The 26640-nt window shown below is 73.0% G+C and carries 27 protein-coding genes; 17 read left to right on the top strand and 10 right to left on the bottom strand.

All coding sequences use genetic code 11. The features are described from left to right. Positions 1 to 55: 55 nt before the first annotated feature. On the bottom strand, positions 56 to 1471 hold the full coding sequence (locus tag HD601_RS19045; protein ID WP_184824481.1) for a GH1 family beta-glucosidase: 1416 nt from the start codon (positions 1469 to 1471) through the stop codon (positions 56 to 58). Between the two features lie 61 nt (positions 1472 to 1532). Here HD601_RS19045 and HD601_RS19040 point away from each other — a divergent pair, with 61 nt between their 5' ends. Together HD601_RS19040 and HD601_RS19035 are read left to right on the top strand one after the other, a co-directional pair. Further along, the gene (locus HD601_RS19040) at positions 1533 to 2687 is read left to right on the top strand and encodes a sensor histidine kinase (protein ID WP_221441107.1); all 1155 of its coding nucleotides are present in this window, start codon (positions 1533 to 1535) and stop codon (positions 2685 to 2687) included. Continuing rightward, positions 2684 to 3349 (top strand): response regulator, encoded by a 666-nt coding sequence (locus HD601_RS19035; protein WP_184824479.1) that lies wholly within the window; start codon positions 2684 to 2686, stop codon positions 3347 to 3349. Before HD601_RS19040 ends, HD601_RS19035 begins: the two co-directional genes overlap by 4 nt. Here HD601_RS19035 and HD601_RS19030 read toward each other — a convergent pair. After that, the gene (locus HD601_RS19030) at positions 3310 to 4461 is read right to left on the bottom strand and encodes a hypothetical protein (RefSeq protein WP_184824477.1); all 1152 of its coding nucleotides are present in this window, start codon (positions 4459 to 4461) and stop codon (positions 3310 to 3312) included. The two genes, HD601_RS19035 and HD601_RS19030, sit on opposite strands and share 40 nt — an antisense overlap. After that, positions 4461 to 5237 (bottom strand): hypothetical protein, encoded by a 777-nt coding sequence (locus tag HD601_RS19025; protein WP_184824475.1) that lies wholly within the window; start codon positions 5235 to 5237, stop codon positions 4461 to 4463. The genes HD601_RS19030 and HD601_RS19025 overlap by 1 nt, the downstream gene beginning before the upstream one ends. A gap of 171 nt (positions 5238 to 5408) precedes the next feature. Between HD601_RS19025 and HD601_RS19020 the strand changes: the two genes are divergently transcribed. Continuing rightward, the gene (locus HD601_RS19020) at positions 5409 to 7550 is read left to right on the top strand and encodes an MMPL family transporter (RefSeq protein WP_184824473.1); all 2142 of its coding nucleotides are present in this window, start codon (positions 5409 to 5411) and stop codon (positions 7548 to 7550) included. Positions 7551 to 7592: 42 nt separating this feature from the next. Here the strand turns inward: HD601_RS19020 and HD601_RS19015 are convergent, their stop codons facing one another. Next, positions 7593 to 7961: a hypothetical protein gene (locus HD601_RS19015; RefSeq protein ID WP_184824470.1), complete on the bottom strand. Its 369-nt coding sequence runs from the start codon at positions 7959 to 7961 to the stop codon at positions 7593 to 7595. Between the two features lie 28 nt (positions 7962 to 7989). After that, positions 7990 to 8490 (bottom strand): DUF1203 domain-containing protein, encoded by a 501-nt coding sequence (locus tag HD601_RS19010; RefSeq protein ID WP_184824469.1) that lies wholly within the window; start codon positions 8488 to 8490, stop codon positions 7990 to 7992. A gap of 77 nt (positions 8491 to 8567) precedes the next feature. On the opposite strand from HD601_RS19010, the gene HD601_RS19005 reads away from it, so the two are divergent. Then, a complete protein-coding gene (locus HD601_RS19005; RefSeq protein WP_184824467.1) occupies positions 8568 to 9140 on the top strand; it encodes a GNAT family N-acetyltransferase in 573 nt (190 codons plus the stop codon). Between the two features lie 12 nt (positions 9141 to 9152). Here HD601_RS19005 and HD601_RS19000 read toward each other — a convergent pair whose 3' ends face one another. Beyond that, positions 9153 to 9827, bottom strand: coding sequence for a response regulator (locus tag HD601_RS19000; protein WP_184824465.1), 675 nt, complete (start codon positions 9825 to 9827; stop codon positions 9153 to 9155). Then, entirely contained in the window at positions 9824 to 11110 is a 1287-nt protein-coding gene (locus tag HD601_RS18995) for a sensor histidine kinase (RefSeq protein WP_184824463.1), read from the bottom strand. Before HD601_RS18995 ends, HD601_RS19000 begins: the two co-directional genes overlap by 4 nt. Positions 11111 to 11241: 131 nt before the next feature. On the opposite strand from HD601_RS18995, the gene HD601_RS18990 reads away from it, so the two are divergent. The 5 genes from HD601_RS18990 (at position 11242) to HD601_RS35860 (ending at position 16530) form a co-directional block, all read left to right on the top strand. Next, entirely contained in the window at positions 11242 to 12177 is a 936-nt protein-coding gene (locus tag HD601_RS18990; RefSeq protein WP_184824461.1) for an ABC transporter ATP-binding protein, read from the top strand. Beyond that, complete coding sequence (locus HD601_RS18985) at positions 12177 to 12965, top strand: ABC-2 transporter permease (protein ID WP_184824458.1); 789 nt, start codon at positions 12177 to 12179, stop codon at positions 12963 to 12965. Before HD601_RS18990 ends, HD601_RS18985 begins: the two co-directional genes overlap by 1 nt. After that, entirely contained in the window at positions 12962 to 13645 is a 684-nt protein-coding gene (locus HD601_RS18980) for a YqeB family protein (protein ID WP_184824456.1), read from the top strand. The genes HD601_RS18985 and HD601_RS18980 overlap by 4 nt, the downstream gene beginning before the upstream one ends. Positions 13646 to 13649: 4 nt before the next feature. Further along, positions 13650 to 14990: a M20/M25/M40 family metallo-hydrolase gene (locus HD601_RS18975; protein ID WP_184824454.1), complete on the top strand. Its 1341-nt coding sequence runs from the start codon at positions 13650 to 13652 to the stop codon at positions 14988 to 14990. A gap of 118 nt (positions 14991 to 15108) precedes the next feature. Then, positions 15109 to 16530 (top strand): LPXTG cell wall anchor domain-containing protein, encoded by a 1422-nt coding sequence (locus HD601_RS35860; protein ID WP_184824452.1) that lies wholly within the window; start codon positions 15109 to 15111, stop codon positions 16528 to 16530. A 31-nt stretch (positions 16531 to 16561) separates the two neighbouring features. On the opposite strand, the gene HD601_RS18965 is transcribed toward HD601_RS35860, so the two are convergent. Next, entirely contained in the window at positions 16562 to 16780 is a 219-nt protein-coding gene (locus HD601_RS18965) for a DUF5703 family protein (protein ID WP_343076427.1), read from the bottom strand. A gap of 54 nt (positions 16781 to 16834) precedes the next feature. Between HD601_RS18965 and HD601_RS18960 the strand changes: the two genes are divergently transcribed. Beyond that, a complete protein-coding gene (locus tag HD601_RS18960) occupies positions 16835 to 17443 on the top strand; it encodes a hypothetical protein (protein WP_184824448.1) in 609 nt (202 codons plus the stop codon). A gap of 56 nt (positions 17444 to 17499) precedes the next feature. Here HD601_RS18960 and HD601_RS18955 read toward each other — a convergent pair whose 3' ends face one another. After that, the gene (locus HD601_RS18955; RefSeq protein WP_184824446.1) at positions 17500 to 18477 is read right to left on the bottom strand and encodes an aldo/keto reductase; all 978 of its coding nucleotides are present in this window, start codon (positions 18475 to 18477) and stop codon (positions 17500 to 17502) included. A gap of 87 nt (positions 18478 to 18564) precedes the next feature. On the opposite strand from HD601_RS18955, the gene HD601_RS18950 reads away from it, so the two are divergent. Genes HD601_RS18950 through HD601_RS18940 form a run of 3 tightly spaced genes read left to right on the top strand, consistent with a single transcriptional unit; the run spans position 18565 to position 21383 of the window. Continuing rightward, positions 18565 to 19614 carry an LLM class F420-dependent oxidoreductase gene (locus HD601_RS18950; protein ID WP_184824444.1) on the top strand — a complete coding sequence of 350 codons (1050 nt, stop codon included), beginning with the start codon at positions 18565 to 18567 and terminating at the stop codon, positions 19612 to 19614. Positions 19615 to 19644: 30 nt separating this feature from the next. After that, positions 19645 to 20499, top strand: coding sequence for an undecaprenyl-diphosphate phosphatase (locus HD601_RS18945; protein WP_184824442.1), 855 nt, complete (start codon positions 19645 to 19647; stop codon positions 20497 to 20499). Then, positions 20487 to 21383: an aminoglycoside phosphotransferase family protein gene (locus tag HD601_RS18940; RefSeq protein WP_184824440.1), complete on the top strand. Its 897-nt coding sequence runs from the start codon at positions 20487 to 20489 to the stop codon at positions 21381 to 21383. Before HD601_RS18945 ends, HD601_RS18940 begins: the two co-directional genes overlap by 13 nt. Positions 21384 to 21660: 277 nt before the next feature. Here HD601_RS18940 and HD601_RS18935 read toward each other — a convergent pair whose 3' ends face one another. Further along, on the bottom strand, positions 21661 to 23016 hold the full coding sequence (locus tag HD601_RS18935; RefSeq protein ID WP_184824438.1) for a M23 family metallopeptidase: 1356 nt from the start codon (positions 23014 to 23016) through the stop codon (positions 21661 to 21663). 228 nt (positions 23017 to 23244) lie between these two features. On the opposite strand from HD601_RS18935, the gene HD601_RS18930 reads away from it, so the two are divergent. Genes HD601_RS18930 through mshC form a run of 4 tightly spaced genes read left to right on the top strand, consistent with a single transcriptional unit; the run spans position 23245 to position 26596 of the window. Then, positions 23245 to 23955 (top strand): MSMEG_4193 family putative phosphomutase, encoded by a 711-nt coding sequence (locus tag HD601_RS18930; protein WP_184824436.1) that lies wholly within the window; start codon positions 23245 to 23247, stop codon positions 23953 to 23955. A gap of 38 nt (positions 23956 to 23993) precedes the next feature. After that, on the top strand, positions 23994 to 24554 hold the full coding sequence (locus HD601_RS18925) for a DUF3090 family protein (RefSeq protein ID WP_184824434.1): 561 nt from the start codon (positions 23994 to 23996) through the stop codon (positions 24552 to 24554). Then, positions 24551 to 25366 carry an SCO1664 family protein gene (locus HD601_RS18920; RefSeq protein WP_184830048.1) on the top strand — a complete coding sequence of 272 codons (816 nt, stop codon included), beginning with the start codon at positions 24551 to 24553 and terminating at the stop codon, positions 25364 to 25366. Before HD601_RS18925 ends, HD601_RS18920 begins: the two co-directional genes overlap by 4 nt. Positions 25367 to 25387: 21 nt before the next feature. Beyond that, positions 25388 to 26596 (top strand): cysteine--1-D-myo-inosityl 2-amino-2-deoxy-alpha-D-glucopyranoside ligase, encoded by a 1209-nt coding sequence (gene mshC / locus HD601_RS18915; RefSeq protein WP_184824432.1) that lies wholly within the window; start codon positions 25388 to 25390, stop codon positions 26594 to 26596. Positions 26597 to 26640 lie beyond the last annotated feature (44 nt).

The following is a 26640-nucleotide window of genomic DNA, read 5'->3' as shown; positions in this document are numbered from 1 at the left end:
GCCGGCACCGTCGTCTACCGGTACTTGTCGCGCCGGGGCGGGAGCGTTCGCGGCCTCAGTCCTCCGGGAGCGCGTTCTGTGCCACCACGCCCTGGTACCAGTGGGCGGAGTCCTTCCAGGTCCGCTGCAGCGTGTCGTAGTCGACCCGGATGAGCCCGAACCGGCGGTCGTAGCCGTAGGACCACTCGAAGTTGTCCAGCAGCGACCACGCGAAGTAGCCGCGCACGTCCGCACCCTGATCGATCGCCACTCCCACGGCCTCGAGGTGGCGCGCGATGTAGTCGATGCGCAGCGGGTCGTGGACGGCGCCGTCGGGGGAGACGGTGTCGGCGAAGGCCGCGCCGTTCTCGGTGATCATCATCGGCTGGCCGGGATACTCGTCGCGCAACCGGAGCAGGAGCTCGGTCATCCCACTCGGGTCGATGTTCCAGCCCATGGCGGTGTAGGGGCCTTCGGGGCGGACGAACTCGACGTCGTCGGCGCCGACCCAGGGGGAGCCCAGCGCGTCGTCGTGGCCGTCGTCCTCGGAGCGGGGGCTCGCGCCGTCCCACCGCCGTGCGAGCGCCGTCGAGTAGTAGTTGACGCCCAGCACGTCGATCGGCTGGTGCGCGATCTGCTCGTCACCGGAGCGGACGAACGACCAGTCCGTCACGTGCGCGGTGTCGTCGAACAGGTCCGCCGGGTAGGCGCCGGACAGCAGCGGTCCGGTGAACGCGCGGTTGGCCAGCGCGTCGACCCGGCGGACGGCGTCCAAGTCGTCCGGCGACGACGGGTCGACCGGCCGGATCACGTGCAGGTTCAGCGTGATCGACGCCTTCGCCGACGGCAGCACCGACCGCACGGCCTGCACCCCCAGCCCGTGCGCGAGGTTGAGGTGGTGGACGGCGGCCAACGCTGCGGCGCCGTCGGCCCGGCCCGGGGCGTGCGCGCCGGAGGCGTAGCCCAGGTACGCGCTGCACCACGGCTCGTTCAGCGTGGTCCAGGTGTCGACGCGGTCGCCCAGCTCGCGGGCCATGAACTCGGCGTACTCGGCGAACCGGTACGCGGTGTCGCGGTTGGCCCAGCCGCCGGCGTCCTCGAGGTCCTGCGGGAGGTCCCAGTGGTACAGCGTGAGGACCGGCTTCACACCGCGCTCGAGCAGGCCGTCGACCAGCCGCGAGTAGAAGTCGAGGCCCTCGCGGTTGACCGGGCCGCTGCCGCCCGGCTGCACCCGCGGCCACGCCGTCGAGAACCGGTACGCACCGAGGCCGAGGTCGGCGATGTGGCCGAGGTCCTCCTGCCAGCGGTGGTAGTGGTCGTCGGCGACGTCGCCGGTGTCGCCGTTCAGGGTCTTACCGGGCGTGTGCGAGAACGTGTCCCAGATGGACGGGCCGCGGCCGCCCTCTTTGGCCGCGCCCTCGATCTGGTACGAGGCCGTCGCCGACCCCCAGAGGAAGCCGTCGGGGAAACGGCGGCCGGTGCCGGTGCTCATGGTGTCGGGACTCCTCGCGGAAGACGTCGGAACAGCCCCGACCTTATCTAAGCTGCCCTCCATGACCGAGGGCCGGGAACCGCTCTGGCGCGGAGCGCGCGGCGACGTGCTGCTCGCCGCCGGCACCGGCCTGTTCGTGGTGCTCACGACGGTGCTCGGTGCGGGCGACCCGATCGCGTTCCGGCCCGTGCCGGTCGCCGGCTGGCTGCTGATCGTCGCCGGCTGCGGCGCCCTGGCGTTCCGCCGCCGGTTCCCCGTGACGGTGGGCGTCATCACGCTGGTCGCGTCGATGGCCTACTACCCGCTCATCAACCCAGACGGCGCGCTGCTGGTCACGCTGATCATCGCGCTGTACTCGCTGGCATCGGCCGGCCGGACGGTGGCAGCCGCGGTCATCGGCGGGTCGGCCATCGCCGGCTCGGCGTTCGGCGAGTACGGCACCGACGAGTCCCCGCTGGGCGACGCCGGCATGTTCCTGCTGGTCAGCTGGCTGGTTGCCGCCGTCGCCGTCGGGGCGGTCATGCACACGTCGCGCCGCAGCCGCGAGGAGGCGCTGCGCCGCCGGGCCACGGAGGAGCGCCTGCGCATCGCCCGCGAGTTGCACGACGTGCTCGGGCACAACATCTCGCTCATCAACGTGCAGGCCGGCGCCGCGCTGCACGCACTGTCCCGCGACGGCGGCAACGGCGGTGACGGCGGCAGCGAGAGCCCCGCCGCCGAGGCGCTCGCCGCCATCAAGGAGACCAGCCGCGAGGCGCTGCGCGAGCTGCGCGGCACACTCGGCGTCCTCCGTCAGGTCGACGAACAGGCGCCGACGGCGCCCGTCCCCGGTCTGCGCCGCCTGCCGGAGCTGGCCGAGCGCAGCCGGGCCGCCGGCCTCGCCGTCGACGTCGCTACCGAGGGCGACCCCGTCGAGCTGTCGCCCACCCTCGACCTCGCCGCGTTCCGGATCGTCCAGGAGGCGCTCACCAACGTCACCCGGCACGCCGGTGCCGGGCGGGTCGCCGTCCGGGTCGGCTACGGACGCGATGATGTGACGGTGGACGTGAGCGACGACGGACGAGGTGCCGGCTCCCGCGCGGGCGCCGGTACCGGCAGCGGCATCGACGGCATGCGGGCGCGGGCCGAGGCGCTCGGCGGCACGCTCGAGGCGGCCGACCGGCCCGAGGGCGGCTTCCGGGTGACCGCGCGGCTCCCGTACGGAGGTGCGGCGTGACGACGGTGCTGCTGGCCGACGACCAGCGGCTGGTGCGGGCCGGGTTCCGGTCCATCCTCGACGGCGAGCCGGACCTCGACGTCGTGGGCGAGGCGGCCGACGGCGCCGAGGCGCTCACGCGGGTCCGCGAGCTGCGCCCCGAGGTCGTCCTCATGGACGTGCGGATGCCGGAGCTGGACGGGCTCGAGGCGACCCGGCAGATCGTCGCCGACCCGGCGCTGGCCGGCGTCCGCGTCGTCATCCTCACCACGTTCGACCTCGACGACTACGTCTACGGCGCGCTGCGGGCCGGCGCCAGCGGCTTCCTCGTCAAGGACACCGAGCCCATGGAGCTGATCCACGCCGTGCGCGTCGTGGCCCGCGGCGACGCCCTGATCGCCCCGTCGATCACTCGGCGGCTGATCTCCGAGATCGCCGGCCGGGCCGCCAAACCGGTCCCGAACGCCCGCCTCAACGCGCTGACCGAGCGCGAGCGCGAGGTGCTCGAGCTGGTCGCGGCCGGGCTCTCCAACGACGAGATCGCCGACCGCCTCGTCCTCAGCCCGGCGACGGCGAAGACCCACGTCAGCCGCATCCTCACCAAGCTCGACGCCCGCGACCGCGCCCAGCTCGTGGTGCTCGCCTACGAGGCCGGGCTGGTGACGCCCGGCTGGCTCGGCTGAGGCTCGCCTCGACGGCGCAGCCGCAGCACCAGCGCGTGCACGACGGCGAACCCGGCGGCGACGGCGGGAGCGGCGAACAGTGTCGCGGGCAGGCCCGACGGTGGCAGCAGCAGCCCGAGCACGCCCGGCAGCCCCGGCTCGTCCGCGACACCGATCGCCGCGTCGACGACGCCCTCGTGCGTCACCACGGCGAGCGTGAACGCGTACCAGACCGCCAGCAGCGTCGTCGCCGGACGGCGGCGCAGCGGCTGGGTGTGCACCTGGAAGTAGGCCAGCGCGAAGACCAGCAGGAACGCCTGGATCGCGTAGATCTGGACCAGTCGCGCCCGCCCCTGGTCGAACAGCACGTCGCCCGGCCGGCTGGGCTCGGTGCCCGCGATGAGGGCCAGCCCGCGGGCGCAGCCGTCGCCGGGCGCGGCGCCGGCGCACCACACCCGCGCGACCGGTTCGGTCACGGCCTCCAGCAGGTCCGGGACGACGAGCATCGCGACATAGCCGGCGACCGTCGCGAGCACGGCCATGCCGACGCGCCGCCCGACCGTCCCCGCCGGGCCGCGGACCAGTGTCAGCGCGGAGGCGGCGGTGACCCGCACCGTGCCGTCGGGTGCGCGCGGCCAGAGCCGATCGCCGTGCGTCGCGAGGAGCACGACCGTCCCGGCCAGCGCGACCAGCACCACGTGACCGGACGCGTTCTGGGCGTCGTGGAGGATCCGTGCGAGCCGTTCGCCCCGTCCCGCCGCGTCCGTCGTCAGCCCGACGGTGTCGACCAGGAGCAGCGCCACCAGGTTCGCCAGCGGCGCGAGCACGGGCAGCGCCAGCGCGACGACCACCGGACGGGTCCAGGCGTCCGCCGTCGCCTGCGCGAGCCGCCAGGCCACGACCAGCAGCAGGCCCGCGAACAGCACCGCCCAGACCAGTTCGCCGAGGTACGCCGGCCAGCCGGACCGCTCGTTGTAGAGCAGCGTCGGCGACACCGTGAGGAAGCGCAGCCGGTCGCCGGCCCGTTCCGGGAAGCCCAGGCGGTCGGCCCAGTCGATCTGCGCGGGGAGCGCCGCGACCACCAGCATCGCGACGATGCCGGCCAGCGCCGTCCGGACGGGGTGGCCGCGCATCAGCCGGGCGCCGTCACGCGGAACGGCGCCCCGTCGTTGTCCAGCAGGTCGGTGTGCAGATGTTCGCCGTCCCACCAGGTGATCTCGGCCTGCCACTCGGTGTCGTAGGCCAGCGAGCGGCCGATCAGCGTGAACGAGTAGAAGTCCTGTGCGTCGACGGTGCGGGGCAGCGTGATCTGCTCGCCCTCGTCGTCCGCGAGCTGCCGGGCCGCCGTCTGCTGGTCACTCTGCTGCAGGTAGTCGACGGGGACGGCGGTGCCGACCGGCAGGGTGTCGAGGTCGACGACGACGAAGTCCGGCTCGTCCTCGTCGCCCTCACCGCCGCAGCCCTGGGCCTTGGACTGCTCACCGGTGACGGGGTCGGTGCGGCTCAGCACCGTGATGGTGAGGTCGCGCAGCTGGATCGGCGTCTCGCCGCCGCGGATGCTGACGCGCGCCTTCACCGTCTCGCGGTGGGTGATGAGACCGTCGCGCTCCCACCGGCTCAGCTGCCGGACGTCGATGTTGGCGATGATGTCGTCGACCAATTCGGTGCTCTCGGCCGGCACCGTCCACACCGAGGTGCAGCCGTTGTCGTCCTGCTCGACCAGCAGGCCGGTGGCCGGGCCTCTCGACCCCGTCAGGACCGCTGCCGCCAGCGGCGTCACGACACCCACCGCCGCCAGCACGAGCGCGTAGAGCGCCAGCCGGTTGCTCAGGCTGAGCGTGCGGTGCCAGTGCCTCAGGCGCGCGAACGGGCCCGGGCGGGGCGGCGGGGGAACGTCGGGGGTGACCACGGGGCAGTCATCCTAAACAACCTCAGGCGTACGTGATCACCCCGAGACCACGACTCGGGATGTAGTCCGGGTGTCCACTCCAGCTGGACGCGCCGGAGCACGCCGTCAGCCGATCCTCGTCATCGTCGGGAGCACCCGGCACGAACTCGGGACGACGAGGAAGGACGGATCATGGGGCTGGAACGGCTCGCCGCCTGGTCGCAGCGGCATCACTGGCTGGCCATCGGGCTGTGGGTGGCCGTGCTGGCCGGCGTCACGGCGCTGTCGCAGGCCGTCGGCGACGACTACCACGACGAGCACTCGCTGCCGGGCACGCAGTCGCAGCAGTTGTCGGACCGGCTTGCGGACGCCGCGCCCGCGCAGGCCGGCGACTCCGTCCAGGTGGTGCTGCAGTCCGACGACGGCGTCGAGACCCAGCAGGACCGGATCGAGCCGATGCTCGCCGACCTCAGCATGCTGCCGCACGTCGTGCACGTGTCCGGTCCGTTCGACGTGCCCGGGGCGACGTCGGCGGACGGGACCATCGCCTACGCGACGGTGACGCTGGACGGCACCGCTACGGACGTGCCGGCCGACGCCGTCCGCGAGATCATCGACACCGCTCAGGCGGCCGACGGCGACGGCCTGCGGGTCGAGCTGGGCGGTGACGCCGTCCGGGGTGCGGAGGAGTCCGAGGGCGGGGCCGCCGAGGGCGCGGGCATGCTCGCAGCGCTGGTGATCCTCGTGTTCATGTTCGGCTCGTTCCTGGCCGCGACGCTGCCGCTGATCACCGCCCTCTTCGCGGTGGGCTCGACGCTGGGCGTCATCGTCCTGCTGTCCAACGTGGTGACGATCGCGACCTACACGCCGCCGCTGATGATGCTGGTCGGCATCGGCGTGGGCATCGACTACGCGCTGCTGGTGTTCGCCCGGTACCGCTCGGAGCTGCTGGCCGGCCTGGACCGTCAGGCCGCGGCCCGGGTCGCGCTCGACACCGCCGGGCGCTCGGTGATCTTCGCCGGCTGCACCGTGATCATCGCGCTGCTCGGCCTGTTCGCGCTGGGCCTGGGGTCGCTGCAGGGCGTGGCGCTGGCCGTCGCGCTGACGGTCCTGGTGACCATGCTCGCGTCGCTGACGCTGCTGCCGTCGCTGCTGACGGTGTTCGGGCGGCGCATCGAGAAGCGGATCTTCGCCCACGCGCAGAAGTCGAAGCGGCAGCCCGGTGCCCGCTGGCGGCGCCTGGCCGACGCCGTCCGCCGTCACCCCCTCCCGCCGCTGGTCGCCGCCGTCGCCGTCCTGCTCGCGCTGTCCGCTCCCGCCCTGGGCATGCGACTGGGCTTCGCCGACGCCGGCAACGAGTCCGCGTCGTCGACCAGCCGTCAGGCGTACGACCTGCTGGCGTCCGGGTTCGGCGACGGGTTCAACGGGCCGCTGATCGTCCTCGCCGACGGCGCCGCCGACGGTGGCGCGGCGCTGGCGTCGACGCTGTCGTCGACCGAAGGTGTGGCCGGCGTCGTGCCGCCGCAGCCGCTGGACGGTACCGACCTGGCGCTGGTCGTCGCGTTCCCGGCGTCCGCCCCGCAGGACGCCGCGACCGGCGACCTCGTCCACCGCCTGCGCGACGACGTCCTGCCGCCGCTGGAGGAACAGACCGGCGCGATCTACCTGGTGGGCGGGTCGACGGCGGCCGCCGAGGACTTCGCCGCCGCCGTCAGCGACCGGCTCCCGCTGTTCGTCGCCGTCGTCGTCGGGCTGTCCGCACTGCTGCTCATGGCGGTGTTCCGGTCGGTCTGGGTGCCGGTGAAGGCCGCGATCCTCAACCTGCTGAGCATCGGCGCGTCGCTGGGCGTCGTGACGCTGGTCTTCGGCGAGGGCTGGTTCGGGGTGCCGGCCGGCCCGGTCGAGGCGTTCGTCCCGGTGATGATCTTCGCGATCGTCTTCGGCCTGTCCATGGACTACGAGGTCTTCCTGGTGTCGCGGATGCACGAGGAGTGGCGGCGCTCCGGCAACGCCGTGCGTGCCGTCCGCGAGGGCCTGGCGACCACCGGCGGCGTCATCACCGCGGCCGCGGCGATCATGGTCGTCGTGTTCGGAGCGTTCCTGCTCAGCCCGGACCGCATGCTGCAGCAGTTCGGCCTCGGCCTCGCGGTCGCGGTGTTCCTCGACGCCGTCGTCATCCGCTGCCTCATCGTCCCGGCCGTCATGAGCCTGCTGGGGGAGCGGGCCTGGTGGCTGCCGCGGTGGCTGGGCCGGATACTGCCGCACATCGCGCTGGAGCGTGACCAGCCCGCCCGGGCCGAGGCTGACGCCGTCGTCGCCGGTCAGGAGCGGTAGGCAGGCCGCACCGGGTCGACGGGCCGCATAGGGTCGGCTGGGTCAGCCCGGGACGAGGTGGTCGGCCGGGACGGAGAGCCGGACCATCTCGCCGTCGACCCGGTGCACCTCGTCGCCCGCGGCGTAGAGGTCGCGGGCGAGCGTCCGGTCCACCCGCAGGTAGCCGACCCGGCTGAGCCGGGCCGCCTCCTGCTCCGGCAGGCCCGCGTCCCAGATGCTCCGCACGACCGAGGTGAGGAGGTCGTCGCCGCCGGGCTCGGCCTGCTGGCCCGCCGCGGTGACGGCCTCAGGGTCGCCCATCTTCACCTCGGCGACGGTGCCGAGCTCCTCGCCGAGGGCGTCGACCACCGTCATGCCTTCCCGCACGTCACTGAGCCGATCGGCTCCGTCGAACCCGCTGGTGTCGGTCATGCCCGGCCCTTACCCGCAGGAACGGCCGTCACACCGGGCGGCGGACCTCGGAGAAGAAGCAGCCGAACTCGACGGCGCGGACGTGGACGACCTCGACGGCCGGGTCGGCGAACAGGTCGTCCAGCGCCGCCGACGCGACCTCCTCGGCGTGGCCGGACGCGGGGGAGACCAGCCGGCCGCCGACGATGTGCCCGCGCTTGTCGTAGCCGCGGAACACCCGCCGCGACGAGACGAACTCGGCCGGGAAACCGTCGTGGCGCGGCCCGTCGCACCCGTCGGCGTGCAGGAAGACCGGGCCGACCTCGTCGTAGGCGTGCGGGTCGGCGCCGTGCTCCTCGGCCCAGCGCCGCAGCGGCGCGTAGGACACGAGGACGATGCGTTCGCCGATGGCGCTGCGGGTCAGGCAGCAGCGCAGTGGCGCGCCGCCCTCGTCGTCGACGTACGGCCCACGGGTCTGGCCGGCGTCGTCCCTGGCGCGCAGTCCGTCGGCGACGCCTGCGGGGATGGGCCGGTACTCGTAGCTGCTCATGGGTCCAGCCTGCGGCGCGCCGCGGGGGAGTGCTGGCGGGAATCGGACGCCGCGTGGGCCGTGCCTAGGATGGATCGATGCCGGCCCCCGCTCCCTCCCTGCCCGTCACCACCGACCGCCTCACGCTGCGCCGCTTCACCGAGGCCGACCTCGACGACCTGCACCGGCTGCACTCGCACCCCGACGTCGCCCGCTACATGTACTGGGAGCCGTGGTCGCGCGGGCGCGCCATGGAGGGCCTGGGCAAGCGGATGCAGCAGTCCGCCCCGGCGCATGAGGGCGACGTGCTCGACCTCGCCGTCGTCCGCAGCACCGACGGCGTCTTCCTCGGCGAGGTGCACCTGCAGAACGTCAGCGACGAGCACCGCCGCGCCGAGCTCGGGTTCGCGTTCCACCCGGCGCACCACGGCCACGGCTACGCCCGCGAGGCGGCGACGGCCATGCTGCGCCTGGCGTTCGAGACCTTCGGCTTCCGCCGGGTCATCGGCCGCTGCGACGCCGACAACGCCGCGTCGGCCGGGCTCATGGAGCGCCTCGGCATGCGCCGCGAGGCCCACCTGGTCGAGAACGAGTTCGTCAAGGGCGTCTGGGCCAGCGAGTACCTGTACGCCATGCTGGCGACGGAGTGGAGCACCCTCGCCTCGAAGTGAGCGACGACGGCGTCAGACCAGGCCGGCGTCGTGGACGAGCAGGGCGATCTGGACCCGGTTGTTGAGACCGAGCTTCGTCAGCACCCGCGAGACGTGCGCCTTCACCGTCGCGACGCTCATGTACAGCTCGGTGCTGATCTCGGCGTTGGACTTGCCGTGGGCGATCGCGACCGCCACCTCGAGCTCGCGCTCGGACAGGTCGGCGAGCTGTCCCCGCGCCTGACGGGAGCGGCCGCCGTCGTCGCCGTCGGACACGTGCGCGATGAGCTGGCGGGTGACCGACGGCGACAGGATCGGCTCGCCCGCCGCCGCGCGCCGCACCGCCGCCACGATATCGGCGGGCGGGGTGTCCTTGAGCAGGAACCCGGTCGCGCCGGCCCGCAGCGCGCGCAGGACGTGGTCGTCGGTGTCGAACGTGGTGAGGATGACGATCTCGGGCGGGTCGGTGCGCCGCCGCAGCGTCTCCGTCGCCGCCAGGCCGTCGACCTTGGGCATGCGGATGTCCATGAGCACGACGTCCGGCCGCGCCGACTCGACCATGGCCGGCACGTCGGCGCCGTCGGCCGCCTCGCCGACGATCTCGAGGTCGGGCACCCCGGCGAGCATCATCGACAGGCCCGCGCGGACGAGCGCGTCGTCGTCGACGATGAGGACTCTGGTGACCACCGGCTGCGGATCGGACGTCATGCCGGCCACGGTAGCCAGGCGTGCACGCGGAAGTCGCCGTCACGGGTGATTCCGTGCTCCAGCATCCCGCCCGCCAGCTCGACCCGTTCGGCCAGTCCGATGAGCCCCGTCCCGGTGCCCGGGATCTCGGAGGTGGTGGCCCGCGCGTCCGATCCGACGGGCATCCGGTTGCGCACCTCGACGGCCAGTCCGCCGCCGGGGCCGCCGGTCAGCGTGACGCAGACGCCCGTGCCGCGGGCGTGCTTGCGCACGTTCGTGAGCGCCTCCTGCACGACGCGGTAGGCGCAGCGGGCGATGGCGGGCGGCGGCTCGGCGCCGTCGGCGTTGAGCTGGTCGACGACGCTGACCCGCATGCCGGCCTGCCGCGACTCCTCGACCAGCGCCGGCAGCTGCGCGAGCGTGGGCTGCGGCCGGTCGGGGTCGTCGTCGGACGACGGCGCCCGCAGCACGCCGATGATCTCGCGCAGGTCCTGCAGCGCCTGGTGCGCGCTGGCCCGGATGACCCCCGCGGCGTTCGCGACGTCGGCCCGCGGTGCGTCCGGACGGTACTCCAGCGCGCCCGCGTGCACGCTGAGCAGCGAGATCCGGTGCGCGAGGACGTCGTGCATCTCGCGAGCGATGCGCTCGCGCTCGAGGTGCCGGGCCCGCTCGACCCGCAGCGCCGCCTCGGCCTCGGCCTGGTACGCCCGCTCGCGCAGCGACAGCACCAGCTGACGGCGCGAGCGCACCAGCATGCCCCACAGTGTGACGGCGGCGACGACCGACGCGGACAGCAGGACCGTCCAGCGGAAGGCCAGGACCGGGTCGGGGTAGACGGCGTAGAACGCCAGCGCCGTGCCGAAGTTGACCGCCGCCACCGCCGCGGCGACGGCCCACCGCCGGTGCACGGCGACGGTGAACAGCAGGACGACCCCGGCGCCCGCGGCCGACGACACCCCGATCGCCAGCAGCGCGACCACGACGGCGAGCTGCACGGGCCACCGTCGCCGCCACCACAGCGACAGACAGGCGAGCGCGCCCACGACGAGGTCGGCCAGCTGGACGATCTCGGGCGGGTCGGTCTGCATCGCGCTGTCGTACGTCATGAGCCCGATGAGAATCGCGATGACGAAGCAGAGGGTGTCGACGACCCAGTCGCGCACCGACCGGCGCACCCGGCCGCGGCGGGCCGGGTCGGCGTCGTCGGGGTCGACCCGCAGCATGCCCGGCAGCAGCGCCGGCAACTCCGGACTGCTCGCCGACCGCTCCGGGCTCCGGGCCGACGGCAGGGCAGGGGTCGTCATGGGACCCCACGCTACGAGCCGAACGGCGCCCCGGGTAGCGACGAAGGTCGATCGGGACCTAGACCAAGGTCGCATGGGCGCAGCCTTCGGAGCGACGCGGCGGACCGGGTGGTGCGACCAGAGTGGATGCCATGATCACTGTCGAGCACCTGACGAAGCGGTACGGCGCCTTCACCGCCGTGAACGACGTCTCGTTCACCTGCGTCCCCGGCACCGTCACCGGCTTCCTCGGCCCGAACGGCGCGGGGAAGTCCACCACGATGCGGATGATCAGCGGCCTCACCCCGCCGACGTCGGGCCGCACCACCGTCAACGGCGTCGCCTTCCGCGACCTGCCCAACCCGGGCCGGCACATCGGGGTGCTGCTGGACGCGTCCGCTCAGCACTCCGGCCGCACGGGCCGCGAGATCCTGTCGCTGTCGGCGCAGCTGCTCGGCGTCGGCCAGAAGCGCGTCGACGCGATGCTCGAGCTGGTCGGCCTGCACGGCGCGGCCGAGAAGCGGCGCGTCGGCAACTACTCGCTCGGCATGCGCCAGCGGCTCGGCCTCGCGCACGCGCTGCTCGGCGACCCGACGGTGCTCATGCTCGACGAGCCGGCGAACGGCCTGGACCCCGAGGGCATCTTCTGGATGCGCGGCGTCCTGCGCGACTTCGCCGACCGCGGCGGCACGGTCATGCTCTCCTCGCACCTGCTGCGCGAGGTCGAGGCCGTCGCCGACCACCTGGTCGTCATCGGCAACGGCCGCATCGTCGCCGACGGTGGCAAGGACGAGCTGCTCAACGCCGGCGGCCTCTACGTCCGCTCGCTCGACCCGGCGCCGCTGGAGAAGGCGCTCACCGAGGCCGGGCTGTCCGTGCAGCCGACCCGCGATGGCGGCTTCGGCGTCGCGAGTGACGCCGAGACCGTGGGCCGCGCCGCGCTCGCCGCCGGCGCCGTCCTGCTCGAGCTGCGGCAGGCCGACTCCGGCGGCCTCGAGGAGATGTTCCTCCGCCTGACCTCGTCCCACGATTCCCACGTCGGCAGCGCAACCGCAGCTGACGCCGTCGCCGCCCAGCAGGAGGCCTGATGTCCGCCCTCGCCACGCCCGCGGCCGGTACGCACCGGCCCACCCGCACCTCGCGTCCGTCGCTCGCGCGGCTCACCGCCGTCGAGCTGCGCAAGGCCACCGACACCCGGGCCGGCTTCTGGCTGCTCGCGATCCTCGTGCTGGTCGCCCTCGGCATGGTGATCGTGCAGATGTTCACCGGCAGCGCCGAGGACCGGAACTTCGCCGACTTCTTCGGCGGCGCCCAGCTGCCGGTCGGCATCCTGCTCCCCGTCGTCGGCATCCTGGCGGTCACCGGCGAGTGGTCGCAGCGCACCACGCTCAGCACGTTCGCGCTGGAGCCCCGGCGTGAGCGGATCATCGCGGCGAAGATCTCGGCCGCGACGCTCATGGCCGTCGGCGCCGTCGTCGCGAGCCTCGCCTGGGCCGCGCTGGCCAACATCGTCGCACCGCTGGTCACCGACGCGAACGCGAGCTGGGACTTCAGCGGCGAGCTCCTGGGCCGGGTGCTGCTGTTCCAGGTCCTCATGGTGCTGGTCGGCACCGCCTTCGGTCTGGCACTGCTCAACACGCCGCTGGCCATCGTGCTCTACTTCGTCCTGCCCACCGTGCTGACCATCCTCGGCAGCACCATCTCGGCACTGGAGACCCCGGTCGAGTGGCTGGACCTGAACAGCACCACGATGCCGCTGATCGACGGTGACATGTCCGGCGAGAGGTGGGGGCAGCTGGGCACGTCGCTCGCGCTGTGGCTGGCGGTGCCGCTGGCCCTCGGCACGTGGCGGGTGCTCCGCTCGGAGATCAAGTGAGCGTCGTCGGGCGTCCGCGCTGGGAAGCCGTGCTCGTGTGGCTCGGCTTCCCGGCGCTCGGCGCGCTCCTCGGCCTGGGTCTGCGGCCGCTGGCGCAGTGGATGCTCGACACGTCCTGGGTGCCCGACCACGGTCTGGCGCGCGTCGTCGCCGACCTGCCCCAGCCCTGGGGTGTCATCGGGGCGGTGGCCGTCGGCGTCGTCCTCGGCGTGGTCGTGGCGCTGACCGCCGAGGGTGAGGTGCTCCGGGTCGCCGTCGACGGCAGCGGGGTCACGCTCACCCGCGACGGCAACAACCGCACCTTCGCGCGCGGCGACGTCACGGCGATCTTCACCGACGGCAAGGAGCTGGTGCTGGTCGGGCGGTCTAGCGAGGAGCTGGCCCGCGAGAAGTCCGACCTCGCGGCGGACCGGCTGGCGGCCGCGTTCACCGAGCAGGGCTACCCGTGGCGGGCCGACGGCGACCCGCACCGCGACGAGTTCCGCCGCTGGGTGCCCGACGAGCCCGAGCTGCCGGCTGGCGCGAACGCCGTCCTCAGGGCGCGGTCGTCGGCCCTGGAGAAGGGCGACCTGAAGGACCTCGCCGAACTGCGCGAAGAGCTCGCGAAGCTGGGCGTGGTGGTCCGCGACCAGGACAAGCGCCAGTACTGGAGGCAGGTCAAGGGCGCCGTGTCAGGATAGGCAGATGACGACGACCCCCGCCTCGCCCGACCAGCCGCCCGCCGGCGCGCCCGACGCCGAGGTCGTCGACCTCTGCCGCGACCTGCTGCGCATCGACACCTCCAACTACGGCGACAGCAGCGGCCCGGGCGAGCGCAAGGCCGCCGAGTACGTCGCCGAGAAGCTGGCCGAGGCCGGGCTCGAGCCCGTCGTCTTCGACTCCGAGCCCGGGCGCACCACCGTCGTCGCCCGGGTCGAGGGGTCCGACCCCGCCCGCACCGACGCGCTGCTCATGCACGGCCACCTCGACGTCGTGCCTGCCGACGCCTCGGACTGGACGCACGACCCGTTCTCCGGCGAGATCACCGACGACTGCCTGTGGGGGCGCGGCGCCGTCGACATGAAGGACATGGACGCCATGATCCTGTCCGTCGTCCGCGACCGCCTGCGGACCGGACGGCGTCCGGCCCGGCCGCTCGTGCTGGCCTTCCTGGCCGACGAGGAGGCCGGCGGCGTGCTCGGCGCCCACTGGGCCGTCGACCACCGCCCCGAGCTGTTCGAGGGTGTCACCGAGGCCATCAGCGAGGTCGGCGGCTTCAGCCTCACCGTCAACGACGACCTGCGGCTCTACCTCGTCGAGACCGCCCAGAAGGGCATCGACTGGATGAAGCTGACGGTCGAGGGGCGCGCCGGCCACGGCTCCATGGTCAGCAGCGCCAACGCCGTCACCGAGCTAGCCGAGGCCGTCGCGCGCATCGGCCGCTACCAGTGGCCCGTGCGGCTCACGCCCACCGTCCGATCCTTCCTCGAGGAGGCCGGCGACGCCTTCGGCGTCGAGTTCGACCCCGACGACCCCGAGGCCATGCTCGGCCAGCTCGGCAACGTCGGGCGGATCATCGGCGCCACGCTGCGCAACAGCACCAACCCGACCATGCTCAAGGCCGGCTACAAGCACAACGTCATCCCCGGCCGCGCCGAGGCGTTCATCGACGGCCGCTTCCTGCCCGGCCAAGAGGAGGAGTACGCGGCGACGCTCGACTCGATCCTCGGGCCGAACGTGAAGCGCGAGGCCCTGGTGCACGACATCGCCGTCGAGACCACCTTCGACGGCCCCCTGGTCGACGCCATGAGCGCCGCCCTCCGCGCCGAGGACCCCGGCGCCCGGCCCGTGCCGTACTGCCTCTCCGGCGGCACCGACGCCAAGGCGTTCAGCCTGCTCGGCATCCGCAACTTCGGCTTCTCGCCGCTGCGGCTCCCGCCGGACCTCGACTTCGCCGGCATGTTCCACGGCGTCGACGAGCGGGTGCCGCTCGACGGCCTGCGGTTCGGGGCGCGGGTCCTCGACCGATTCCTCGATCTCGCTTGATGAGAACGCCCTCATAGTTATTCCTGGAATACCTCCCGGTGATGTAATCTGCGCCAGGCAAAACAGACGTTTCGCGCTGCTATTACATAATTCTCTGGGGGCACCGTTGAGGTTCACTGTGCGGACTGCTGTCCGCGTCCTGGCCGGCGCCGGCTTGATCGGGGCGACCGCCCTCGGTCTGGCCGCACCGGCAGCTGCTGAAGACATTCCGCACGACTTCAGCATCGACATGTTCGCCCACACCGGCGATCCGGGCGGGACGACGGAGGTCTTCACCTTCATCGAGAACGAGGCGCCGCGCATGGACGGGCGCAGCCTCGACTTCTCCGTCCCCGACGGCGCCACGATCGTCGGCATGGTGGACGAGGAGTTCGTCGACGGCACGGAGCGGCCGGACGAGGGTTGCGCCCTGGTCACGCCGCAGCGGGTCGAGTGCCACACCAGCGCCACGTTGGACTTCAACGAGGGCGCCAGTGCCTATTTCACGGTGGCCATCGACGACGACGTGACGGGTGATCTCTCGTCCGTGATCTACACGGTCACGCCGGATGGCGGTGTCGCGAAGACCATGGAGATGGACCTTCCGGTCAACGATGCGGAGCCTTCGATTCTGGTCAGCATCGGGCCTGAGCTCAGCGCGTCGGCCCCTCTCGGCGCAGCGTTCGATCAGACAATCAAGATCCACCGTAACTCCGCCGTGCCCGGGTTCACCATCGACTTCACTCCTGCCTCGGGCGTGACCGTCACGGGTGTCACCGGTTTGGAACTGGTCGACGGAACCGAGCGACCTGACGAAGGATGTGTCGTCGCTGAGACCGGGCGCCTCGAGTGCCACGCCGAGGCCGAGATCGGCGCGTTCGAGATCACGGTCCATCAGCAGATGCCGGAGACTGCGCAGGTGCCGTCGCTCGGTGATGCCTCCGTGCATGTGGTGGGGGACCGCGGCGGTGAGGCGTCTGACACGGCGCCGGTGCACATCTCCTACGATCCGCGCATGATGGAGGTGTCCGCGACGCCGTCGGTGACGGGTGCCGCCGGAGACGTCGTCGAGATCGTCCTGACGGCACGGCACAACGGCCTGTTCGGAGTAAAGGGCCGGTATGCCGAGCTGACGGTGCCTGCGGGCGCCACCATCTCCAGCGTCGACGGACTCGAGATGCTCAACGAGATGACCTGGGTGGACGAGGGCTGCAAGCTGTGGACGCCGCAGCGGGTGGAGTGCCTCCGCATGGACACGCTGGCACCCGGCGACACCGAGGAGTGGACCTTCCGGGTCCAGCTCGACTCCGACGCGCCGGCCGGCGAACTGGGCGTGGCGGCGGGGAAGTACGACGCCCACGCCGAGGACTACGCCTTCGAGACCGTCGTGACGGTGGCGGGGGCCGGCGATGACGACGGCTCGGGCGACCACGACGGGTCGGGCGGTGATGGCGAGGAGCTGCCGGACACGGGCACGAGCAGCACCACCGTCACGCTGCTGGCGCTGGGCCTGGTCCTGGCCGGCGGCGCGGCGATGACCCTGCGGGCGCGCCGGGCCTGACGGTGCTCGCGCGACGCTCTGGCCGGGACGGTCAGAGCGTCGCGCGGACCCGAAGGATCTTGCGACGGAGCACGATCTTGCGCGTGCCGTCGGGGTGGAGACGCAGCCGAGCGAGTTCCCAGTGCCCGTGTTCCGCCTGCTCGGTCAGCAGGCGGCGGGCGGCGCCCCGGGTGGTGGTGCGGGGGAGCGAGATGTGCCGGAACTCGTACTCGGTGGCCTGGGGACCTTGGGAATTGAGGCTTCTCGCCACCGACCACTCCATTTACGTATCTTGCCACGCCCGGACCCGGTACGGTCGTCGACTGTGACCACGCCGCCGCACGACGCCGAGCGCCTGCAGGCCGCGCTCGACGACCTCACCGATGCTCTCGAAGCCCACCTCAACGCCTGCCTGGCCCGCACCGGTGAATCGGACCCGGTGGTCCAGGCCGCCTACAACGCGCTGCGGGTCGCCGCCGATCGTTACGACGACCTGTTGTACGACGCCACCGACGAGGTCACCCCCTGGGAGTTCCCGGAAGAGCCGCCGAGCATCGAGTTCGAGGACCTCGAGGCCGATCCCGGTCTGGTCGGCGTGCTGGTCCGCCGCGACTACGAGATCGACGACGCCGACCGCCTCATGCTGTCCGGCCGCGAGGCGTACGGCGAGTTGTACCCGCAGGACCCCGAGGAGTCCGCCGTCGCCGACGTGTCGCACCCGGGCCGGGCGCTCTACCAGATGCTGCACGCCTACGGAGTCGACGGCCTGGACGAGCGGGCCGAGGAGGCCGGGCTGCTGCCGCGCGGCGGGACGGTCTGGGTCCAGGCGCTCTCTGAGACCGACGAGCAGACGCTGACCTCCGACCCGTTCGGCGTCGCCGACGAGGACCTGCTGGTCTACCGCGTCGACGAGATCATCCACACCGACGACTGATCGTCGCCGGCCGGCGGCGACAGCCCCGGCCGGCCCCTGAGCGACCGCAGCCGCGGCTACCCCCGGTTCTCCGGGTAGCCCAGCTCCAGCGCGGACACCTCGTCGAGGGCGGCGCGGATCTCCGCCGGCAGCTCGAGGTCGTCGGAGCCGAGCACATCGCGCAACTGTGCCGCCGTCCTGGCCCCCACGATCGCCGACGACACGCCCGGGCGGTCGCGCACCCACGTCAGCGCGACCTCCAGCGGCAGCGCGTCGAGGCCGTCGGCGGCGGTGCAGACGGCCTCGACGATCTTCGCCGAGCGGCCGTCCAGATACTTGTCCACGAACGACGCGAAGTGCGTCGTCGCGGCGCGGGAGTTCGCCGGCGTGCCGGTGCGGTACTTGCCGGTCAGCACGCCGCGTCCCAGCGGCGACCACGCCAGCACGCCGAGCCCGAGCCGCGAGGCCGCGGGCAGCACCTCGCGCTCGACACCGCGCTCGAGCAGTGAGTACTCGACCTGGGTGGAGACCAGCGGCGCCTGAGCGCCCGCGACCGCACGCTGGTGGACGGCGGCAGCGGCGGTCTGCCAGCCGGTGTAGTTGGACACGCCGGCGTAGCGGGCCCGGCCGGAGGTGACGGCGTGCTCCAGCGCCCCGAGCGTCTCATCCATGGGCGCCGCGTCGCTCCAGGTGTGCACCTGCCAGAGGTCGACGTAGTCGAGGTCGAGGCGGTCGAGGGAGTCGTCGAGCTGGTCGAGCAGGCCCTTGCGGGACACGTCGACGACGCGCTGCCCGGCCGGCCGCGAGGTGCCTGCCTTGGTGGCGATGAGCAGGCTGTCGCGCGGGACCGCGCTGTCGAGCAAGGCGCCGATGAGCTTCTCGCTCTCGCCGTTGCCGTAGGACGCGGCCGTGTCGACCAGTGTGCCGCCCGCGTCGGCGAACAGCTTCAGCTGCTCCCGCGCGTCGTGCTGGTCGGTGTCGCGCCCCCACGTCATGGTGCCGAGCGCCAGGCGCGAGACGTACAGCCCGCTTCCACCGAGTCGTCGCTGTTCCACGCGGCGAGGCTACCGGGTGGGGCACGGACTCGGGGCGAGGACCGCCGACAGGTAGAGTCCCCCGGAGTGTCTCGCGGGAGGTGACGCATGCGGCTCGGGCTCAACCTGGGCTACTGGGGCGGTGGCGACAACCACCTGAACCTGGCTCTGGCCAGGGAGGCCGACGAGCTCGGCTACTCCGTCGTGTGGGCCGCCGAGGCCTACGGGTCCGACGCGCCGACGGTGCTCGCCTGGGTCGCCGCGCAGACGTCCCGCGTCGACGTCGGCAGCGCCGTCATGCAGATCCCGGCCCGCACCCCGGCGGCGACGGCCATGACGGCGGCCACGCTCGACAGCCTGTCGGGCGGACGGTTCCGGCTGGGGCTGGGCGTGTCCGGCCCGCAGGTCTCCGAGGGCTGGCACGGCGTCCGGTTCTCGCGGCCCCTGGAACGCACGCGCGAGTACGTCGACATCGTGCGGCTGGCGCTCTCGCGGCAACGACTGGCGTACGACGGCGAGCACTGGCGGCTGCCGCTGCCGGACGGCCCGGGCAAGGCCCTGCAGCTGACGGTGCACCCCGCGCGGCCGTCGATCCCGGTGTACCTGGCGTCCATCGGGCCCAAGAACCTGACACTGACCGGCGAGATCGCGGACGGCTGGCTGGGCATCTTCTTCGCGCCGGAGCATTCGGGCGAGTCGCTGGACCTGCTGGCGGCCGGGCGTGCAGCCGCGGGCCGGACCATGGACGGATTCGACGTGGTCCCGACGGTGCCGGTGTCGGTCGGCGCCGACCTCGAAGCCTGCGCGGCCCCCGTCCGGGCCTACTCCGCGCTGTACCTCGGCGGCATGGGCAGCAGGCAGCAGAACTTCTACAACGCCCTCGCCGTCCGCATGGGCTTCGGCGACGCCGCGCGCACCGTCCAGGACCTCTTCCTCGAGCGCAAGCACCGCGAGGCCGCTGCCGCCGTCCCGCTCGAGTTCGTCGACCGCACGGCGCTCATCGGGCCGCCCGAGCGCATCCGCGACCGTCTGCACGCCTACGCTGAGTCCGGGGTGACGACGTTGTCCGTGGCGGTGCACGCAGGGCCGCTCGAAGAGCGCATCGCCGCGCTGCGCACCGTCGCCGAGGCGCTCGACGCCGCCGGCCTGGCAACCTGACCACGTCTCTCAGGGGAGTCGACGCATCACATGGAGTGGTTCCAGGCCGCCGTCCTGGGCGTGCTGCAGGGGCTGACGGAGTTCCTGCCGATCTCGTCCAGCGCCCACCTGCGCATCTACCCCGAGCTGTTCGGCTGGGAGGACCCCGGCGCCGCGTTCACCGCCGTCACGCAGATCGGCACCGAGTCCGCCGTCATCCTCTACTTCGCCCGCGACATCGGCCGCATCGTCACGGCGTGGTTCCGGTCGCTGGCGAACGGCCGGGGCGGCGAGTCCCGCGGGCGGCGCCGTCGAGCCACCTACGATCCCCAGGACGCCCGCATGGGCTGGTTCGTGATCATCGGGACCATCCCCATCGGCCTCCTCGGGTACGTGCTGCAGGACGTCATCCGCGACGACTTCCGCTCCCTGTGGATCATCGCGACGACGCTCGTGGTGCTCGGCGTCATCCTGGGCATCGCCGACCGCGTCGGGCGCAAGGAGCGCACCGTCGCCGACCTGAACTATCGCGACGCCGTCGCCATCGGGTTCGCGCAGGCGATGGCGCTGATCCCCGGTGTGTCGCGGTCGGGCGCGTCGATCAGCATGGGGCTGTTCCTCGGACTCGACCGCGCGGCGGCGGCCCGGTTCGCGTTCCTGCTGGCGATCCCGGCGGTGCTCGGGTCGGGCATCTTCGAGTGGCCGGGCGCCATGGAGGAGGGGTCGGTCCTCGGCGTCGGGCCGACGATCCTCGCGACGGTCATCGCGTTCCTCGTCGGGCTCGGCGTCATCGCCTGGCTGATGGCGTGGCTGGAGAAGCGGTCGTTCGCGCCGTTCATCATCTACCGCATCGCGCTCGGCCTGTTCACGTTCGCGATGCTGGCGACCGGGACATGGAGCGCGTGATGGACGGCGTCCTGCTGCGGACGCTGCTGCGCGAGCAGCACCCCGATCTGGCGGACCTGCCGCTGCGGCCGGCGGCGAAGGGCTGGGACAACGAGCTCTGGCGCCTCGGTGACACCCTGGCCGTACGCGTCCCGTGCACCGAGCGCGCGCCGTCGCTGCTGCGCAAGGAGTACCGGTGGGTGCCGGAGCTCGCCCCGCGGCTGCCGCTGCCCGTCCCAGTGCCACTGCGGCTGGGGGAGCCGTCCGCGCGCTTCCCGCAGCCCTGGACCGTCACGACCTGGGTCGACGGCGAGCCCGCCGACCGTGCCCCCGTCACCCGCGGCGACGACGCGGCCGAGGCGTTGGCCGGGTTCCTGCGCGCCCTGCACGGGCCGGCGCCCTCGGAGGCGCCGTCGAACCCGGAGCGCGGCGTCCCTCTGGCGGTGGTCGCCGACGGGGTCGAGCAGGGCCTCCCGGCGCTGCTGCCGCCGTCCCTGGCCGAGGCGGCCCTCGCCGTATGGGAGGACGCCGTGACGGCGCCCGCCTGGGCAGGCCCGCGGACCTGGCTGCACGGGGACCTGCACCCGGCGAACGTCACCGTCGACGGCGGGATGCTGGCCGGGGTGATCGACTTCGGTGAGCTCTGTGCCGGCGACCCGGCCACGGACCTGGCCGCGGCGTGGACGCTGCTGCCCGCGGGGTCTGCCGCGCGGTTCTTCGAGGCCTACGGCGGCGCCGACGACGCCACGATCCGGCGGGCGCGCGGTTGGGCCGTGCGCGCCTCACTCGGCCTGATCGGCGTCGGCCGGGCCGGTGACCAGGGGCTGCCCGGCGGTAAGCCGACCTGGGGACCGGCCGGTCGCAACGCCCTGGACCGCGTGCTCGCCGACGCCGGCGTCGTCTGACGCGGTGTTCGTGAGTTGACTCGCCCATCCGGGGCACGGTCCGCGAGCTCATGGTTGAGGGATCGGTGTTGCCTGGGCGACAGTCATCCCTCAACCATCCGAGACCCGGCCCGCGAGCCTTCGTCACCGCCGCCCGGAGCCCGGGATGGTTGGCGGATTGGTGGGGTCAGGGCGCCAGTAATCCGCCAACCATCGCCCGGACACGTTCATGGTTGAGGGATCGGTGTTGCCTGGGCGACAGTCATCCCTCAACCATCCTGGACGCGGAGCCCCGGGGCTAGGAGGCGCCGCCGGGGAGCGGGGCGCTGGCGACCCACGGCCACGGGTCGGTGTGCTGGCCGTCGAGGCGGACCTCGAAGTGCAGGTGCGGGCCGGTGGAGTAACCCGTCGAGCCGATGTTGCCGATGTACTGGCCCTTCTCGACCCGCTGACCCGGCACGACCATGAGGTCGGCCTGGTGCGCGTACATGGTGGTGAGCCGCTGGCCGCCCACCACGCCGTGGTCGACGATGACCATGTTGCCGTAGGCGTTGTTCCAGCGCGCCTCGATGACGGTGCCGGCGTCGGCGGCGTAGATGCGTCCGTCGCCGCGGCCGAAGTCGAGGCCGGTGTGGATCTTCACGTAGCCGAGGATCGGGTGCAGGCGCGGGCCGTACTCCGACGTCGTCGGGCCGGTGCCGGGGCGGATGAACGTGCCGGTGCCGTAGCCGGGGCCGTAGTTCACCGTGGCCAGCAGGTCGTCGACCTCGGTCGACTGCTGCAGCAGCTCCATGTAGCGCTGGTAGTCCTGCAGCCGGGCGTCGGCGGCGGACTGCAGCGCGGCGTCGACCAGGGTCTGCGTGTTGTCGACGACCTGCCGGGCCGCGAGCGCCGCCGCCTCGGAGGTCTCGAGCGCGGCGAGCGACAGACCGGCCTGGTCGGCGAGCTGCTCGCGCTGCAGCCGCTGACCCTCGAGGCGGGCGTGGGCATTGGAGAGCTCGGCCTGCGTGGCGGCCATCTCGCCGAGGGCGCCGTCGGCCGTGCGCAGCAGCGTGCGCATGCCCATGTAGCGCGCGGCGAGGTCGTCGGGCGTCTCGGCACCCAGCACCACGCCGAGCGCGGCGAGGTTGTTGCCCTGGTACGCCTCGCGGGCGATGGTGCCGATGGTGTTGCGGGTCGCCTCGGTCTGCGCGTCGAGGTCGTCGATCTCGCGCTGTGTGCGGGCGACGGCCTGGGTGGCGATCTCGAGCTGCTGGCGCGCGTGGACGTCGTTGGCGCGGGCGTCGTCGGCGGCTGCGGAGGCCTCGGCGAACACCTGCTGCGCTGCGCCGAGGTCGGCCATGACCTGCGCCAGCAGCCGCTGCGCCTCGGCGACGGCGACCGTCTGGGCGCCCTCGAGACCCTGGTTGTACGCCTCGTCGGGGTCCGACGTCGTCGGTGGCGCCTCGACCGGCGGCGGCGGGACGGTGCCCGGCGGCACGTCGGGCGTCCCGGTGGGCGCGCCCTCGGTGGGCGGGTGGACCGGCGGCTGCGTGGCCGGCGGCGGTGTCGCGGGCTCGGCGCCGGCGGGCACACCAGCGGGCACGCCGGCGGCCAGCGCCAGCCCGGCCGTGGCCGCGATGGCCGCCAGGTGGCGACGTCTGAGGCACCGCATCCGCGTCTGGTCTCCTCCCGTGCCCGACGCGCTGAGGCCCCATGGGCCGAACGGTCCCGGCGACGAAGACGTTTGTCTGAAGCCTTGATAGCCCATTTCGGGGACGCGCGCGACCCTCTAGGCAGAGTCAATGTAAGTCTCGACCACCATGAATCGGAACAAAGCGGCCAGATGTTCACCGGATTCTCAGGTTCCGTAGGCTCGGACCAGGACACGAAGGAGCAGGCATTGCCGACAGTCGTCTTGGTGCGCCACGGCCGGACCACCGCCAACGTCTCCGGGGTGCTGGCCGGTCGCAGCCCCGGGGTCGGGCTCGACGACGCCGGGATCGCGGGCGCCGCGGCGCTGGCCGAGCGGCTCGCGCGGGTCGAGCCGGCCGCCCTCGTCAGCAGCCCGCTGGAGCGGTGTATGCAGACCGCGTCGGCCATCGCGGCTGGTCGCGAACCCGCAACGCACGTCATCACCGACGACGGCCTCGTCGAGTGCGACTACGGCGACTGGACCGGCAAGCCGCTGGCCGACCTGCGCCGCGAGAAACTCTGGAAGGTCGTCCAGGAGCACCCGTCCGGCGTCGTCTTCCCGGGTGGCGAGGCGATGCGCGCCGTCCAGCAGCGCGCCGTCGACGCCGTCCGCCGCCGCGACGCCGAGCTGGCCGACCGGCACGGCCCGGGCGCGGTCTGGTTCGCGGTCTCGCACGCCGACGTCATCAAGGCGGTCCTGGCCGACGCGCTGGGGATGCACCTCGACCAGTTCCAGCGCCTCGTCATCGACCCGTGCTCGGTGTCGGTCGTGTCGTACACCGAGCGCCGTCCGTTCGTCCTGCGCATGAACGACCTCGGCGGCGACCTGGGGTTCCTCCGGTCGCCGGCCCGCCGCAAGCGCCGCGCGAGCCGCACCGACGCCGTCGTCGGCGGGGGAGCGGGCGACGCGGCCGAGTAGATCATCGGTCTCGACGGCGTGCGAGATAGGCTTTCCGGGTGGCCGCGCAGGTGTACCGATTCGACGAGCCCGAACGTTTCATCGCCGGAACGGTCGGGCGTCCGGGCGAGCGATCCTTCTTCCTCCAGGCCCGCGACGACACCAAGCTGATCAGCGTCCTGCTCGAGAAGGAGCAGGTGTCGGTGCTCGCCGACCGGGTCGACGACATGCTCGACGAGATCCTGCGCCGGGCGGGCGGGCTGACCTCCGTCCCCGCCGTAGCGCCGGCCGAGCTCGAGGACCTCGACCCGCTCGAGCAGCCCATCGTCGAGGAGTTCCGCGTCGGCTCCATGACGCTCAAGTGGGACGGCGAGGACGAGCACGTCGAGGTCGCCGCCTACGCCGTCGTCGACGATGACAGCGAGCCGCCGGACGACCCCGACGAGACCGACCGCGACGTCATGGTCGTACGGCTGTCCGGGCCTGCGGCACGTGCCTTCGTCAAGCGCGCGCAGGCCGTCGTCGCCGCCGGGCGCCCGCCGTGCCCGCTGTGCAGCCTGCCGCTCGACCCGGCCGGGCACGTCTGCCCCCGGCAGAACGGCTACCGGCGGCGGGACTGACCGCCGTGGACCTGCTGAGCCTGCTCCGTGAGGGCGAGCTGACCGTCGAGGGCAGGCTGGTCGTCGCGTCGAACCTCACGCTGCTCGGGCGGGTGACGCACGGCGACACGTCGGTGCGGTGCGTCTACAAGCCCGTCGGCGGCGAGCAGCCGCTCTGGGATTTCCCGGACGGCACGCTGGCCGCCCGCGAGGCGGCGGCGTACGAGGTGTCGGCCGCGGCCGGCTGGCATCTCGTCCCGCCCACGGTGCTGCGCCCCGACGGGCCGTTCGGCGAGGGCATGTGCCAGGCCTGGATGGAGCAGGGGACGGCGTCGCTGGGCGCGGGCCAGGTGGACGTCATCCCGGCCTCAGCGCCCGTCGGCGCCTGGCTGCCCATCCTCGAGGCGGTCGACGGCGACGGCTCACCCGTCGTGCTGGTGCACGCCGACGACCCCGGGCTGCGGCGGCTGGCGATCTTCGACGCCGTCGTCAACAACGCCGACCGCAAGGGCGGGCACGTGCTGGTGGGTGACCGGACGGTGGCGCCGTCGGTCGCCGATGTGGTCGGCGTCGACCACGGCGTCTGCTTCAACGTCGACCCGAAGCTGCGGACCGTCCTGTGGGGATGGGCCGGGTCGGCCCTCAGCGACGACGAGCGGGCGTCGTTGGTGCGGCTGCGCGAGCTGGTCGACGGCGACCTGGGCGCGACGCTGGGCGCGCTGCTCGACGCCGACGAGGTCGCGGCGACGGCCGAGCGGATCGACGCGTTGCTCACCCGCGGGACGATGCCGAGTCCCGAGGGGCGGATGCCGGTTCCATGGCCCGTCTTCTGAGCATTTAGGCTGAGCGTCATCATGCGAGCCTGGTCTGCCCCCGACGTGCCCGCCCTTCCCGGGCGTGGACTGCCCGTCCGCCTGCACGACACCGCGGCGGGCGCCGTCCGCCCCGTCGAGCCGGAGCAGGTGGCGACGATGTACGTCTGCGGCATCACGCCGTACGACGCGACGCACCTGGGGCACGCCGCCACGTACCTCGCGTTCGACCTGCTCAACCGAGCCTGGCGCGACGCCGGGCTCGACGTCCGCTACGTCCAGAACATCACCGACGTCGACGACCCGCTGCTCGAGCGGGCCACGGCGACCGGCCAGGACTGGCGCGAGCTCGCCGACGCCGAGACGCGGCTGTTCACCGAGGACATGGCCTGGCTGCGGGTGCTGCCGCCGTCGTCGTACGTCGGCGCCGTCGAGGCGATCCCGCTGATCACCCGGCTGATCGCGCGCATGGAGGGGTCGGTCTACGAGCTCGACGGCGACCTCTACTTCTCCGTGCGCTCCGACCCGGCGTTCGGCTCGGTGGCGCGGCTGTCCGAGGCCGAGATGCGCGCCCTGTTCGCCGAGCGCGGCGGCGACCCCGACCGCCCGGGCAAGAAGGACCCGCTCGACCCGCTCGTCTGGCTCAAGGCGCGCCCGGGGGAGCCGTCGTGGGACAGCCCGTTCGGCCCCGGCCGGCCCGGCTGGCACGTCGAGTGCGCGGCCATCGCCATGGAGTACCTCGGCGTGCCGTTCGACGTGCAGGGCGGCGGCAGCGACCTCGCCTTCCCGCACCACGAGATGTCCGCGGCGCACGCCCACGTCGTGGCGGGCGCGTTCGCGGGCCTGTACTCGCACGCCGGCATGGTGGGCCTCGACGGCGAGAAGATGTCGAAGTCGCTCGGCAACCTCGTCTTCGTCCACCGTCTGCGCGCCGACGGCGTCGAGGCCGCGGCCGTGCGGCTGGCGCTGCTCTCCAGCCATTACCGAGGCGACCGCGAGTGGTCCGAGGACGTGCTGACGGCGGCGCAGGACCGGCTGGCGCGCTGGCGGGCCGCGGTGTCGTCCGGTGCGGGCGCGCCGGCCGAGCCGGTGCTCGCCGAGGTCCGCGAGCGCCTGGCCGACGACCTCGACTCCCCGGGCGCGCTGGCCGCGATCGACCGCTGGGCCGCCACCGCCGGCAACGACCCCGACGCCCCGGCCCTCATCACCGCACTCGTCGACGCCCTCCTCGGCATCTCCCTCTCGAAATGATCACGTTCACCACCCGATTCCCTGCCACACGAGGCCTGCAGACC

The organism is Jiangella mangrovi (genome assembly GCF_014204975.1).
GTDB lineage: Bacteria > Actinomycetota > Actinomycetes > Jiangellales > Jiangellaceae > Jiangella > Jiangella mangrovi.
The sequence above is the reverse complement of the archived record's forward strand: the minus strand, read 5'-3'. Positions and strand labels throughout refer to the sequence as shown.